A 13,098-nucleotide genomic window follows, 5' to 3' on the forward strand; every position below is an offset into this window, starting at 1 on the left:
GAACAATCGGGCTGGGGAAGGGGCGTCGGCGGCGCGTGGTCGTCGCAGCGCGCAAAAGCGGGGAGCGGGCGGCCTACCCGGCGCTGCGCCGCAGGGTGTCGCTCGGCCGCTCGCCATAGCGCTCGCGATAGGCGCTGGCGGCGCGTCCCAGATGGGTGAAGCCGGCGGCATGAATGAGGTCGGTGATGCTCTGGCCTTGCCCGCCAGCGGTCAGCCGCTCGCGCAACAGCGCCAACCGCCGTTCCTGGACGGCCTCGGTCAGGGTCTGGCTCCGGTGGGTCTTGAAGGCGATCTGCAGCGCGCGCAGTGAGCAGCCACAATGGCGTGCGAGATCGGCATAGTTGATGGTGCCGTCCAGATGCGCGTCGATGAAGGCGAGGGCCCGGCTCACCCGGGTCGGCGTGGCGCTCGCACCGGCCGGCAGATCGAACAGGCCCGTGCGGACATTGCTTTCGTGGCCCCAGATCAGGGCGCTGCAGATGCTGTCGGCCACCTGCTGCAGCAAGGCCGGATGGTGGGCTGCCGGGCTTTCCGCCATCCGCGCCAGATGGCCGATCTGCGCGGCGATGATTCGCCCCGGATCCTGGTCGAGGCGCAGCAGCGGATCGAACACGATCTCCTCCACCGGTGCGTCGAGGAAGGTCGCCATCATGCCTTCCAGATGGCTCCGTTCAAGCATCAGGATCAACTGGCCGCAGGAGCGGTGCCAACGCATCACCGAGGGGCGGGTCGGCGAGAGCACGGAGGCGGACCGCGCCGGCAGCGTATCGCTGGCGGCGGTGCCGCAACGGATCTCGGCGCCGCCGCGCATCGGCACCTGGATCAGGTAGAAGCGTTCCAGGCACCCCGGGTCGATCTCCACGTCGCCGCCATAGGCGACATAGTTGATGGACCCGCCCGCGAAGCGCAGGCTGTTGTGGGTGGCGAAGAAGGTGGCGCCGCGATCCAACGGGCTGAGCCGGTGGGCGCAGAAGATGCGTCCGACCTGTTCCGCAGCTCGGGAAACGTCCTGGGTGGCGACCTTCACATGGCTGGCAAGCGGCTGCCCTGCATCCATGACTGGTTGTGACCTGTTCAAGCGCTCTGGAAGCCGGTCCTTGGTTGGCCGGTCTGTTGCGGCGACGCTATCACGATCGCCGGGGTGCGTCATGCTGCAGTGCAAGGGGGCTGTTTGCGTTGCGAAATGCCGGAAACTACGGGATTTTTGTAACCAATCTTCGTTTAGCGGCTACCGGCTTCGCCAGGCGGATAGACGCGGGCGCTGGGGAGGCGTTTGCTTGAAACATCAAATATCGCTTCGGAATGACCCGCGCCGACAAGGCGGACACCGGAGTGCCAGAGGAACTTGGGGCGCGCCTGCAGCGTTCCGTAAGGGAGACAGACACGATGAAGACATCCATCCCCAACATGGTTCAGGTCAACACCGATCCGGGCATCACCCGCGCCGGAACCGGCATTGACGAGGTCGAGTGGAGCATTCTCGGCCACACCTACTGGCTGAAGTCGGAAGGAGAGAGCTGCTTCGCCTTCGAGACGCTGGACCCGCCGGGCACCTTCGTGCCGCCGCATATCCATCCGACCCAGGATGAATTCATCTATGTGCTGGAAGGGCGGTTCGACCTTTATCTCGATGGTCAGCATCATCAGGCAAATGCGGGCGATATGGTGCGCATGCCGATGGGCATTCCCCATGGTTACTACAATCTGACCGACAAGCCCTGCCGCGCCATCTTCTGGGTCAGCCCGGCCCGCCGCCTGCGTGAGCTGTTCGACAATCTGCACAATCTCGGCGACCCGGAAGAGGTGGTGCGCCAGTCGGCCATGCGCGAGGTGCAGTTCCTGCGTCCGGAAGAGATGGCGTTCGACCCGCTCACGCTGAAGGGCTGACACCAAGCCAGCAACGGGCGTGATCGCCAGGTGCCTGCCGCCGCCGGGATGCCGGCGGCGAAGGCCCCCGTGCGCCCATGCCCTGAAAGCCCCATCTGCCACGGGGGGCGTGTTGCGGCCGCGGCCAGGGAGCCGGCGCGGCGCTCCTCGTGAGAAACCGTGGAACAAACACATGGTCAAGCGCAAGAAGGTCTGCGTCATCGGCGCCGGCGTGAGCGGACTTGCGTCCGCGCATGCCTTCAACAGCCGGGGACATGAGGTCACCGTTCTGGAACGCAGCCACGATCTGGGCGGCGTCTGGGAACCCTCCCGCTCCTATCCCGGGATCAAGACACAGAGCCCGAAGGATCTCTATCGCTATGTCGGCAAGGCGATGCCGGCGGATTACCCGGAATGGCCCTCCGGCCGTCAGGTCTACGAGTATCTGCGGGACTATGCGGCGGACAACGGGTTGATGCCGCTGATCCGCTTCTCCCACAAGGTGACGGCAATGGAGCGCCGGCCCGATGGCGGCTGGCGGCTGGCGGTGGAAGCCGAAGATGGCACGGCGCAGGCGATGGAGTTCGATTTCGTCGTCGTTGCCAGCGGCACCTTCAGCGACAAGAACGAGGTCACCCATCCGGGCCGGGACGCCTTCGAGGCGGCCGGCGGCAAGGTGATGCACTCCTGCGAATACACCGACGCGTCGATCGTGCGCGGGCGCAAGGTGGTGGTTCTGGGCTTTTCCAAATCCGCCACCGATGTTGCCGTCAACGCGGTCCGGGAAGGGGCGAGCGAGGTCTCCATCGTCTATCTGGAGCCGGTCTGGCGCATTCCCTACAAGTTCGGCGGTCTCGTCAATTTCAAGCGGATCCTCTATTGCCGCGCCTCCGAAAGCATGTTCCCGGGCTGGAGCATGACCGCTCTTGGGCGGATCGGCCACGCGCTGGCCAAGCCCTTGATCTGGGCCAACTGGCGCGGACTGGAAGCGCTGCTCACCGCGCAGTTCGGGTTGAAGAAACTGGGGATGCGCCCCGAAAAACCGATCGAGGACACCATCTCCTGCGGTCTGCCGATCGCCACGGAAGGGTTCTTCGATTTCCTCAAACAGGGGCGGATCAAGGCCTATCAGGGCACCTTCGATCACTATGAGGGCAAGTCGGTGGTGCTGACCGGCGGCCAGACCCTGGATGCGGATGTGGTGGTGCAGGCGGTCGGCTGGAAGCTGGGGATTCCCTTCCTGCCCGAGGAGGTGCGCGCGCGGCTGATCGACGGCGATGGCCAGTACCGGCTCTACCGGCTGATCGTCAATCCGGAGGTGCCGGACCTCGGCTTCGTCGGCTTTAACTCAAGCTTCGCCACCGTTTTGACCAGCAACATGGCAGCGGAATGGCTGGTGCGCTATGTGGATGGCCAATTGGCCAATCAGCCGTCGCCGGAGCGGATGCGGCAGTGGATCGACGCCCATCTCACGTGGCGCCGGACACGGCGCCCGGCAGCCAAGGTCTATGGCGGGCTCTGTTCCGCGCCTTATCACTTCCGTCATCTCGATGAGTTGATCAAGGATATGGGCGCCAGCAAAACCTCCCGCGCCAATCCGCTGGCGGAGGTGTTCACCCCGCCCAATGCCGATGCCTTCGGCAAATACCTCGAAACGGTGCCGAGCTATCAGGTCGGCTGAAGTCATACCGTTCGCGTCCCCGCCCGGGCAGGTTTTCGGGCGGGGGGCGATGCTTTGCCTAAAGGGCGAACTGATAGGTCGCCGGCATCCAGCGGTAGCCCTCGCCGGTCGGCTCCAGGAAGCCAAGAGCGGGGAAGGGCATGTGGTAGCCGGTGACCGGGAGTTTGTTGCTGGCGATCATGTCGAACAGCCGCTTGCGGGTCGCCGCCGCCTTGTCCTTGTCCATGTCATAGCGCACGTGCCAATCCGGGCGCTGGATCGACACCACGAAATGATTGGCGACATCGCCCCAGATCAGCAGCTTCTTGCCGCCGCTCTCGATATGGAAGGACATGTGCCCGGGGGTGTGGCCGGCGGTGTCGAGGCCGAGAATGCCTGGCAGCACCTCTGTCTCGTCGCCGATGAAGGTCGTCTTTTCCGCCAGTGGCGTGACATTGGATTGCACCAGCCTGGCTACCCGCTCGGTCGGTCCGCTGAGCCGGTCCTCGGCGCTCCAGAAGTCGTATTCCACTTGTCCGGTCACGTAGCGCGCGTTCGGATAGGTCGGCGCACCGCCGGTCATCAGCCCGCCGATATGATCGGGATGCATGTGGGTGATGACCACCACATCGACCTGTTCGGGACTGTAGCCGGCCGCAGTAAGCTGAGCCGGCAACGTGCCGTTGTCGCCGCCAAGGCCGGTGTCGAACAGCACCAGTTCGCGCCCGGTATTGACCAGCACCGGGGTGAAGCCATTGACCATGCGGTCTGAGGGCAGGTGGTTGGCGGCCAGAAGCTCCGCCACCGTCTCGGGTTGCTGGTCGGTGCCGAAGATCGGATGCGGCCCATCCATCGCCCTTGCCGCGTCGAGCAGGGTGGTGACCTCGAAGTCGCCGAGCTTGAACCGGTTGAACCGGGGGGCGGCGGCTCCGAGCATCGGGGCTTCCGCTTTCGCGCGCGGGGTCATCGACATGAGGGCCGGGGCGGCGAGGCCAAGGCCGGCGGCGCCGGCCAAAAGGCGGCGGCGTGATAGGGATGCTGTGCTCATTCCAGGTTCCTCCCTTGCGTGTGTCGCGAGCGTCGTTGCGCTGACACTTATGGTCTTACGGCAAGCGGGACAGCGCGGATCACGCATCCGTGATGAGGCACGGCGCGATATTGCGCGGGCTCAGGCCTCGCGCAGCTTACTGCGTTTCAGGTGTTCATCGAGGCGCGGCAGGATCTCGACGAAATTGCAGGGCATGTGCCGGTAGTCGAGCTGCCACTTGAGGATGCCGTCCCAGGCATCCTTGCAGGCGCCCGGCGAGCCGGGCAGCACGAAGAGGTAGGTGGCATTGGCCACCCCGCCGGTGGCGCGTGACTGGATGGTCGAGGTGCCGATCTTGTCGTAGGAGATCCGGTGAAAGACCTCGGAGAACCCGTCCATGCGTTTTTCGAACAAGGGCTCGATTGCCTCCGGGGTGACATCGCGTCCGGTGAAGCCGGTGCCGCCGGTGGTGATGATCACATCGACATCGGGCGCGGCGATCCAGCGCTGGACCACCTGCCGGATCGCCTCCACATCGTCGGTGGCAATCGCCCGGTCGGCCAGATGGTGCCCTGCTTCCTGCAACCGTTTGGCCAGCGTGTCGCCGGAGCGGTCATCTTCCAGCACTCTTGTATCGGAGACGGTGAGCACGGCGATGCGCAGCGGGATGAACGGGCGGCTGTCATCAAGGCGATGCATGGTGTGGTGTTTCCTCTTGGACGGGCGGGAGCCTCCGCCGGTAAGCTTGTCACAATCTAGGCGTCCGGCGATGGTTCCGCCAGTATGGGCGCATCGGACCAAACAGCGCGGCCTTGCGAGAGGGGATGATGGACTGGACGGCGGCGGTCGATGGCTATTGCGAGCGGGTTGCGCCGGGCTTCTGGCAGGAGCCGGTGAATGCGGTGACCAACCTGGCCTTTCTGCTCGCGGCAACTCTGGCGCTGCGGTCCTGGAGGCGCTCTGGCGGAGATGACCGCGCCGGCCTTGCCCTGATCCTGATCGTCTTTTCCGTCGGCATCGGCTCGTTCCTGTTCCACACCTTCGCCAATCGTTGGTCGGGGCTGGCGGATGTGTTGCCGATCATGTTGTTCATCCAGTTCGCCTTTTACCTGGCGCTGCGCCGGGTGATGGGCTTGAGCGTTGCGGCTGCGCTGCTGCTCACGCTGGCCTTTCTGGTGGTCTCGTCTGCCGTGGGGCCGTGGCTGGCGCGCAGCGTCGGCTCAAGCGGGGCCTATCTGCCGGCGGGGCTGGCCATTGTCGGCATCGCCGCACTGGCTCCGCGCGACCAAAAGGCGCAGCGCCGGGCGCTGTTTGTCACCGGCTTGCTGTTTTTCGTTTCCCTTGGCTTCCGGGCCGGTGATATGCCTGTCTGTCCGGCTTTCCCTATCGGAACGCATTTCGTATGGCATTGCCTGAATGCCGTGGTCCTGTACCGTCTGATTCGCGTGTTGAGCGATGCGCGGGGCGGCGTGCGGGACGCGGTAGCGTGAGGGAGCCGGTGTTCGTTCGCCGCGCAAAGGCCCTCCTCGCGCATTCCTTGCCACCTGCCAATCCCAACGGACCGTCATGACCGATAAGCCGACCGCCCCCAAGACCATCAGCGAACTCGATGAGGCGGCGCTCTTCTATCACCGCTACCCCCATCCGGGAAAACTGGCGATCCAGGCGACCAAGCCGCTGGGCAACCAGCGCGATCTGGCGCTTGCCTATTCGCCGGGGGTGGCGGCTCCCTGCCTGGAGATTGCCCGCGATCCGGCACTGGCCGCCGATTACACCGCCAGGTCCAATCTGGTCGGCGTGATTTCCAACGGCACGGCGGTGCTGGGGCTCGGCGCCATCGGCGCGCTCGCCTCCAAGCCGGTGATGGAAGGCAAGGCGGTCCTGTTCAAGAAATTCGCCGGCATCGACGTGTTCGATATCGAGGTGGACGAGCTCAAGGTCGAGCCCTTCGTCGAGGCGGTGGCGGCACTGGAGCCGACCTTCGGCGGTATCAACCTTGAGGATATCAAGGCGCCGGAATGCTTCATGGTCGAGCGCGCCCTGCGCGAGCGGATGAACATTCCGGTGTTCCACGACGACCAGCACGGTACGGCCATCATCGTCGCCGCTGCGGTCAAGAACGCGCTGGAATTCGCCGGCAAGGACATCGCCGAGGTCAAGATCGTCGCCTCCGGCGCCGGTGCGGCCGCGCTTGCCTGCCTCAACCTCTTGTGTTCGCTTGGCGCGCGCCGCGAAAACATCTGGGTGACCGACATCGAAGGGGTGGTCTACTCGGGCCGCGAGGCCCTGATGGACGAATGGAAGGCGGTCTTCGCCCAGGACACCGACAAGCGCACCCTGGGCGAGGTGATCCCGGACGCGGATGTGTTCCTCGGCGTGTCGGCGGGCGGCGTGCTGAAGCCGGAGATGGTGGCGACGATGGCCGAGCGGCCGCTCATCCTGGCGCTGGCCAATCCCAACCCGGAAATCATGCCGGAAGCGGCCCTTGCCGTGCGTGACGACGTGATGATGTGCACGGGCCGGTCCGATTACCCCAACCAGGTCAACAACGTCCTGTGCTTCCCCTATATCTTTCGGGGGGCGCTGGATGTCGGCGCGACCACCATCAACGAGGAGATGAAGCTCGCCGCGGTGGCCGCCATTGCCGAACTGGCGCGTGAGGAGCCCTCCGAGGTGGTCGCCCGTGCCTATGGCGGGGTCAGCGAGACCTTCGGCGCGAAATACCTCATTCCCTCGCCCTTCGACCAGCGGCTGATCCTGCGCATCGCGCCGGCAGTGGCGCGGGCGGCGATGGAGACCGGCGTTGCCCAGCGGCCGATCGAGGATTTCGAGGCCTATCATGACCGGCTGAACCGGTTCGTTTTCCGCTCCGGCCTGATCATGAAGCCGGTGATTGCCGCCGCGCGTGGCGCCTCCACCCGGATCATCTATTCCAACGGCGAGGATGAGCGGGTGCTGCGCGCCGCCCAGGTGCTGATCGAGGACAAGCTCGCGCATCCGATCCTGATCGGCCGCCCTTCGGTGATCGAGACCCGCAGCGCCCGCTTCGGCCTGAAGATCCGTCCGGGCGTCGATTTCGAGTGCATCAACCCGGAAGACGATCCGCGCTACCGCGAATATGTGGATACGCTGCTGGAGCTGGTCGGGCGGCGCGGCGTGACGCCCGAGGCGGCGCGCACCATGATCCGCACCAACACCACGGTGATCGGCGCGATTGCCTTGCATCGGGGCGAGGCGGATGCGCTGATCTGCGGTCTCGACGGACGCTATTCCAAGCATCTGGCCGATGTGCGCTCGATCATCGGCACGGCCAAGGGGGTGCAGGACTTCTCCGCCCTGTCGCTGCTGATCAACACGGGCGGAGCCACCTTCTTCACCGACACCTATGTGACGGAGAAGCCGAGCGCCCGGGAAATCGCCGAGACGACCATGCTGGCGGCAGAGGAGATCCGCCGCTTCGGCATCACCCCGCGCGCCGCGCTGCTGTCGGCCTCCAACTTTGGCTCGCGCGACATGGAATCGGCCCACAGGATGCGGGAGGCGCTGGCGATCCTCGGCGAGATCGCGCCGGATCTGGAGGTCGACGGCGAGATGCATGGCGACAGTGCCCTGTCGCTGGCCATGCGCGACCGGGTGATGCCGAACTCGCGGCTGACCGGCGAGGCCAACCTTCTGGTCTTCCCGTCGCTGGACGCGGCCAACATCGCGCTCAATCTGGTGAAGGTGATGACCGACAGCCTGCATGTGGGGCCGATCCTGCTGGGCACGGCCAAGCCGGTGCACGTGCTGACCCCGTCGGTGACCTCGCGCGGCGTGGTCAACATGTCGGCCTTCGCCTCGGTCGAGGCCAAGACCCGCAAGGCGGCGGAAGGCTGACCGGACGCGGCGCGTTTCGCCGGTCACCCGAAGAAATGGAAAAAAGCGCCGGAGCGGTTCGCCGCTCCGGCGTTTTTACGTTTCCGCGCCCTTGAAATCGGTGCCAGATGACCGAAGATCAGGGCGCTCGCGGCGGTCTTATGCCGCATTGTCCTATATTCAGATTCTGTGAAGTTACCCGTTCCACCAGCAGAAAAGGTCAGGCGACATGTCACTCCATATTGGCGATATCGCACCGAACTTCACGATCGAGACCACCAAGGGAACGATCGACTTTCACGACTGGATCGGTGACTCCTGGGTGTTCTTCTTCAGCCATCCTGCGGATTTTACGCCGGTCTGCACGACGGAAATGGGCCGTACGTCGCAATTGGCGGGGCCGTTTGCCGCGCGCAACACCAAGCCGCTTGGCCTGTCCACCGACACGGTCGCGGAACATGTCAAATGGATTGCGGATGTCAACGACACCCAGAACACCGACCTGCAGTTCCCGATTGTCGCCGACGCCGATCTCAAGGTGTCGCGGCTCTATGACATGCTCCACCCGGATGAGAGCGAGACCCAGGCGGTCCGGTCGGTGTTCATCATCGATCCGAACAAGAAGATCCGCCTGACCATGACCTACCCGATGAACGTGGGGCGCAACTTCGATGAGATCCTGCGGGTGATCGATGCCTTGCAGCTTGCCGACAAGAACAGCGTGGCAACGCCGGCGGACTGGCGCCCCGGCGATCGGGTGATCATCCCGCCGTCCATCACCAACGAGGTCGCGAAGACGAAATTCACGCAAGGTTGGGAAGAGGTTCGCCCCTACCTGCGCTTTACCGACGTGGCGTGACCAACGCCAACTGACCGCGTTTGATGCCCGCCTTCCCGGGGCGACTGTAGGTCGATCCGGGGAGGCGTTGCCGCCGTGCCAGCGGGCAAGTCATTCCGCGGGCAGGCGTTTTCCGCGTGCCTCCCGGGCGACATGCCAGGCCGATGCGAGGGCAGGGGTGCTTTGCCGGCTTTTCGACAAGTGCCTTGAGATTTGTCATGAAATCTTCGCGAGCCTGATACACTCTGGGCGTGTGCGTGCGGTTTGCGCGCCAGTGTTCGGGTGAGAAGTCATGTCCCATTTGCTCGTTGTCTATGCCACCACGGAGGGGCACACTCGCAAGATCGCCGCGCGGGTGGCGGAGCGTGTGCGCGCGGCCGGACACAGCGTGACCCTTGTCGATGCAGGTGCGGCGGAGCGGCTGGAGCTGGGGCCGTTCGATGGGGCGATCCTGGCGGCCTCGCTGCATGTGGGGCAGCACCAGCGCGAGATCCGGGATTTCATTCACAAGCAGCGCTGTCGCCTTGAGGCGGTGCCGACGGCCTTCATTTCCGTCAGCCTGTCCGGCGGCTCGTTGCTGGCGGAAGACCGGCGAAACGCGCAAGGCGCGCTTGAGGCAATGTTCGAGGAACTGGACTGGCAGGCAACCGCGGCGCATCTGGCCGGCGGTGCGGTTCAGGACGGGCGGATGGGCCTCTTCAAGCGCTGGATCATTCACCGGATCCTGCGCCGCAAGGGCGTGGAGATGGATCCGTCCGGCTATATGGAATTCACCGATTGGCCGGCGCTCGACCGGTTCGTCGCGCGGTTTCTTCACGACAATCTGCATCAGGCGCGCGGCGGCGCCTGATGCGAAAGCCCGTACGGGGCGGCTTTACCCCTTACATGTTCGGGTAGTTCGGTCCACCCGCGCCCTCCGGCACCGTCCAGGTGATGTTGCCGTTCGGATCCTTGATGTCGCAGGTCTTGCAGTGGACGCAGTTCTGCGCGTTGATCTGGAAGCGCGGCGCATCCTCGCCCTCTTCGATCCATTCGTAGACACCGGCCGGGCAGTAGCGGTTCGACGGACCGGCATAGACGTCATGTTCGGAAGACTTCTGCAGGGCCATGTCCGCCACCTTGAGGTGGATCGGCTGATCCTCCTCGTGGTTGGTGTTCGACAGGAACACCGAGGACAGCTTGTCGAAGGAGACTTCGTTGTCGGGCTTGGGGTAGGCGATCGGCGTATGCTTTGCCGCCGGCTCCAGGCTCTCCGAATCCCGCTTGCCATGCTTCAGCGTGCCGAACAGCGAGAAGCCGAACAGCTCGTTGGTCCACATGTCGAAACCGCCGATGCCGATGCCGAGCAGGGTGCCGAAACGGCTCCACAGCGGCTTGACGTTGCGCACCGGCTTCAGGTCGGCGCCGATGGCGCTTTCCCGCCAGGCGGTGTCGAATTCGGTCAGCTCCGCGTTGTCGCGGCCGGCGGCAAGAGCGTCCATCACCTGCTCGGCAGCCAGCTTGCCGGAGAGGATCGCGTTGTGCGAGCCCTTGATGCGCGGCAGGTTGACGAAGCCGGCCGAGCAGCCGATCAGCAGCCCGCCGGGGAAGGAGAGCTTGGGCACCGACTGGTAGCCGCCCTCGGTGATCGCCCGCGCGCCATAGGAGATGCGCTTGCCGCCCTCGAAGGTGTCGCGGATCGCCGGATGGGTCTTGAACCGCTGGAACTCGTCGAACGGCGACAGATAGGGGTTCTTGTAGCCAAGGTGGACGACGAAGCCGACGGCGACCTGGTTGTCTTCAAGGTGGTAGAGGAACGAGCCGCCGCCGGTGCGGTTGTCGAGCGGCCAGCCGAAGGAGTGCTGCACCAGGCCGGGCCGGTGCTTGGCCGGGTCGATCTGCCACAGCTCCTTGAGGCCGATGCCGAACTTCGGCACGTCGCAATCGGCGTCCAGCTCGAAGCGCTTGATCAATTCCTTGGCGAGCGAACCGCGCACGCCTTCGCCGATCAGCACGTATTTGCCGCGCAGCTCCATGCCGCGGGTGTAGTTGGCGTTCGGCTTGCCGTCGCGGCCGACACCCATGTCGCCGGTGGCAACACCGACCACCTTGCCCGCGTCATCGTACAGCACCTCGGCGGCGGCGAAGCCGGGGTAGATCTCGACGCCGAGCGCTTCGGCCTTTTCCGCAAGCCAGCGGCAGACATTGCCGAGGGAGACGATGTAATTGCCGTGGTTGTTCATCAGGCGGGGCATGATGAAATTGGGCAGGCGGATCGAGCCGGCCGGGCCGAGCAGCAGGAAATGATCCGCCGTCACCTCGGTCTTGAAGGGCGTGTCCGCCTCCTCGCGCCAGTCCGGCAGCAGCGCATCGATGCCAATGGGGTCGACCACCGCGCCAGAGAGAATATGCGCCCCGACTTCCGAGCCCTTCTCCAGAACGACGACGGAAACGTCCTCGCCCTTTTCCTCGGCGATCTGCTTCAGCCGAATGGCCGCCGACAGGCCGGCAGGTCCCGCGCCGACGATCACGACGTCGAAGTCCATGCTCTCGCGTTCCGGAAGCGCGTCCGCCTCGCTCATAGTGTTTTCCCCCGCATCGCTTTCGTGCCCGAAAGATGTTCTGAAACCGGTCATTGGATATGCGCCGATCCGGCAGGGCCAGCGCATGGGATGCCGGACGCACGCTGCTTTCTGTTTAGTGCACTGCGAAAGCGGCTGCAATGGTGCTTCCGGACCCTGTTGCATATTACGTTTACGTAAACGGTATGAGCAAGGGCCGGCTGTGCGATCCCGTCTGACATGATTGCCACGGGCGGGCGGATGCGGCAAAACGGGGCATGGCGTCAGGCACCCCCAAAGATCCGATTGCAGAGAACGGGCACACGGCAGCCGCACCGGCCGATCGCCGTGCGCTGGCGGCGCTGCTCGATTTCTATCTCGCGGCCGGGGTTGATACCGGCATCGACGAACTGTCCTACGACGCCTTCGCCGCCTCCGAGCCGGCGGCCGCCGCCGCTGCCGCGTCCGCGTCGTCCCTGCCGCAGATGGCAGATCCGCCCTTCGCCGCCGCCGCTCCCGCACCCGCTGCGGGGCGACCGCCCCTGCCGGGTCACGCGCCGCAGGCCGCTCCCCGCCCACCGGTTGCCGGTACCCACCAGGCGGTGCTTCCGGATGATGAGGCGATCGTTGCGGCCCGGGATGCGGCGCACAGCGCGGCGACCCTTGGCGACCTGAAGGACATCCTTTCCCGCTTCGAGGCCTGCAATCTGCGCCTGACGGCGAAGTCGCTGGTTTTTGCCGATGGCAATCCCGAAGCCGATGTCATGTTCATCGGCGAGGCGCCGGGCCGGGAGGAGGATCGGCAAGGGGTTCCCTTTGTCGGCCGCTCCGGGCAGTTGCTCGACCGGATGTTGGCGGCCATCGGCCTTGACCGCACCAGCGCCTATATCACCAACGTGGTGCCCTGGCGCCCGCCGGGCAACCGCACGCCGAGCCCGCAGGAAACCGAGATCTGCAAGCCGTTCATCCTGCGCCAGATCGAGCTGGTCGCGCCGAAGGTTCTGGTGTTCCTGGGCGGCGCCTCGGCCAAGGCGCTGACCGGGGCGCCGGAAGGGATCCTGCGCTTGCGTGGCAAGTGGCTGGACATGCCGCTCGGCTCCGGCCGGATCCGGGCGATGGCGACCCTGCATCCGGCCTATCTGCTGCGCACGCCCGCGCAGAAGCGCTACGCCTGGCGGGACTTTCTGGAAATCCGCGCGGCCCTCGACGCTTGCGCGCCCGCTCCCACGGACGGGGCGCCCGACTAGGCGCGGGCGGAGAAGCGGTCTTCAGAAATCGGCCTGCTCTTCAATGCGCGAGGGGAAGGCTTATA

At 65.3% G+C, this 13,098-nt stretch carries 11 protein-coding genes; 7 read left to right on the forward strand and 4 right to left on the reverse strand.

Annotated features, from left to right (window positions below):
- Positions 1–73: 73 nt before the first annotated feature.
- On the reverse strand, positions 74–1,057 hold the full coding sequence (locus LC062_RS05580) for an AraC family transcriptional regulator (RefSeq protein ID WP_224910040.1): 984 nt from the start codon (positions 1,055–1,057) through the stop codon (positions 74–76).
- Between the two features lie 329 nt (positions 1,058–1,386).
- Between LC062_RS05580 and LC062_RS05585 the strand changes: the two genes are divergently transcribed.
- Positions 1,387–1,887: a cupin domain-containing protein gene (locus tag LC062_RS05585; RefSeq protein WP_224910041.1), complete on the forward strand. Its 501-nt coding sequence runs from the start codon at positions 1,387–1,389 to the stop codon at positions 1,885–1,887.
- 172 nt (positions 1,888–2,059) lie between these two features.
- The gene (locus tag LC062_RS05590; RefSeq protein WP_224910042.1) at positions 2,060–3,547 is read left to right on the forward strand and encodes a flavin-containing monooxygenase; all 1,488 of its coding nucleotides are present in this window, start codon (positions 2,060–2,062) and stop codon (positions 3,545–3,547) included.
- Positions 3,548–3,605: 58 nt separating this feature from the next.
- Here the strand turns inward: LC062_RS05590 and LC062_RS05595 are convergent, their stop codons facing one another.
- Both LC062_RS05595 and moaB read right to left on the reverse strand, forming a co-directional pair.
- Complete coding sequence (locus LC062_RS05595) at positions 3,606–4,574, reverse strand: MBL fold metallo-hydrolase (RefSeq protein WP_224910043.1); 969 nt, start codon at positions 4,572–4,574, stop codon at positions 3,606–3,608.
- Between the two features lie 120 nt (positions 4,575–4,694).
- On the reverse strand, positions 4,695–5,252 hold the full coding sequence (gene moaB, locus LC062_RS05600) for a molybdenum cofactor biosynthesis protein B (RefSeq protein ID WP_224910044.1): 558 nt from the start codon (positions 5,250–5,252) through the stop codon (positions 4,695–4,697).
- A gap of 125 nt (positions 5,253–5,377) precedes the next feature.
- On the opposite strand from moaB, the gene LC062_RS05605 reads away from it, so the two are divergent.
- The 4 genes from LC062_RS05605 (at position 5,378) to LC062_RS05620 (ending at position 10,096) form a co-directional block, all read left to right on the forward strand.
- Entirely contained in the window at positions 5,378–6,043 is a 666-nt protein-coding gene (locus LC062_RS05605) for a ceramidase domain-containing protein (RefSeq protein ID WP_224910045.1), read from the forward strand.
- A 76-nt stretch (positions 6,044–6,119) separates the two neighbouring features.
- A complete protein-coding gene (locus LC062_RS05610; protein WP_224910046.1) occupies positions 6,120–8,429 on the forward strand; it encodes an NADP-dependent malic enzyme in 2,310 nt (769 codons plus the stop codon).
- A 208-nt stretch (positions 8,430–8,637) separates the two neighbouring features.
- Complete coding sequence (locus LC062_RS05615; protein WP_224910047.1) at positions 8,638–9,267, forward strand: peroxiredoxin; 630 nt, start codon at positions 8,638–8,640, stop codon at positions 9,265–9,267.
- 271 nt (positions 9,268–9,538) lie between these two features.
- Complete coding sequence (locus tag LC062_RS05620; protein WP_224910048.1) at positions 9,539–10,096, forward strand: flavodoxin domain-containing protein; 558 nt, start codon at positions 9,539–9,541, stop codon at positions 10,094–10,096.
- A gap of 31 nt (positions 10,097–10,127) precedes the next feature.
- On the opposite strand, the gene LC062_RS05625 is transcribed toward LC062_RS05620, so the two are convergent.
- Complete coding sequence (locus LC062_RS05625) at positions 10,128–11,807, reverse strand: electron transfer flavoprotein-ubiquinone oxidoreductase (RefSeq protein ID WP_224910049.1); 1,680 nt, start codon at positions 11,805–11,807, stop codon at positions 10,128–10,130.
- 257 nt (positions 11,808–12,064) lie between these two features.
- On the opposite strand from LC062_RS05625, the gene LC062_RS05630 reads away from it, so the two are divergent.
- Entirely contained in the window at positions 12,065–13,033 is a 969-nt protein-coding gene (locus LC062_RS05630) for a uracil-DNA glycosylase (RefSeq protein WP_224910050.1), read from the forward strand.
- Positions 13,034–13,098: the final 65 nt, after the last annotated feature.

Source organism: Stappia indica (genome assembly GCF_020177335.1).
In the GTDB taxonomy this organism is placed as follows: Bacteria; Pseudomonadota; Alphaproteobacteria; order Rhizobiales; family Stappiaceae; genus Stappia; species Stappia indica_B.